This is a genomic window from Vibrio sp. YT-18 (assembly GCF_033337345.1).
Taxonomy (GTDB): Bacteria; Pseudomonadota; Gammaproteobacteria; order Enterobacterales; family Vibrionaceae; genus Vibrio; species Vibrio alginolyticus.
In genome coordinates this window covers 1-1,015 of record NZ_JAWOQO010000306.1, presented here as the reverse complement: position 1 = coordinate 1,015, position 1,015 = coordinate 1, and the positions used below count along the sequence as shown (strand labels likewise).

General features: G+C 50.2%; 2 pseudogenes. Both read left to right on the top strand.

The annotated features are described in order from the left end of the window. Positions 1-179 (top strand): annotated as a pseudogene (gene vscB / locus R7M72_RS26190) (YscB family type III secretion system chaperone VscB); the annotation flags it as partial. 41 nt (positions 180-220) lie between these two features. Then, a pseudogene (gene vscC, locus R7M72_RS26185) lies at positions 221-1,015 on the top strand (SctC family type III secretion system outer membrane ring subunit VscC); the annotation flags it as partial.

Sequence of the window (1,015 nt, the reverse complement as noted above, 5' to 3'; positions counted from 1 at the left end):
TCACCACAAACGCTGATCAACAATTGATTTTGCAAGGCAAAGCGATGATAGAAAACACTTCAAATGAGCAGTTTGCAGAACTTCTTGCGCAACATGCCAACGTGTGTGAACGCTACATGGAATTGCTTGAACACGAGCGTGTTAATCACACCATCAGTCATCATGTGTGGTTACCGTAATGCGAACTCTCATGCCAAAAATAGGGCGCATTGCCGCCAAAATGACATTGTGCGCGCTGTGTGTCGTTCCGATGTTTTCTGTACAAGCGACAGAGCTCAATTGGCCAGAACAACCGTTTCGTTACTATGCCGATAATGATTCGTTGAAAGATCTGCTTAACAACTTTGGTGCCAACTACCGAGTATCGGTGTCGGTGAGCGACAAAGTGAATGACCGAGTGAGTGGTCGATTCACGCCAGAAGATCCAGCGGAATTTCTCGACTACCTAGCGCAAGTTTACAACTTGATGTGGTACTTCGATGGCGCAGTGCTGCACGTTTACAAAGCGACAGAAACGCGCTCCCGGTTGCTGCAATTGGAACTGCTTACCGCGCGCGAGCTTCGCAGTACCTTGATTTCTACCGGTGTTTGGGATGCTCGTTATGGTTGGCGCGCTGCCGAGAATAAAGGGCTGGTCTATCTAGCTGGGCCGCCACGTTACGTTGAGTTGGTAGTGCAAACCGCAGAAGCGTTAGAGAGCCGATTGCTGCAAAAGTCCAACTCGACGGATGAGCTATTTGTGGAACTCATTCCGCTTAAATATGCCTCGGCGACGGACAGAAGTATCTCGTATCGCGACCAAAGCATTACCGTTCCGGGGATTGCTTCGGTATTGAGCCGTGTGGTTGGCGGTGTTCAAACTCAAATTACGGATTCTGCGTCTGTACAAACATCGCCTGTAAACGGATTACCCGCAGAAGCAGCAAAACCTCGCGGCAAAACTGCGTCTGTGCACGGCGGTGCAACCGTAGAAGCGGAGCCGGGGCTGAATGCGATCATCGTTCGCGATACCCAA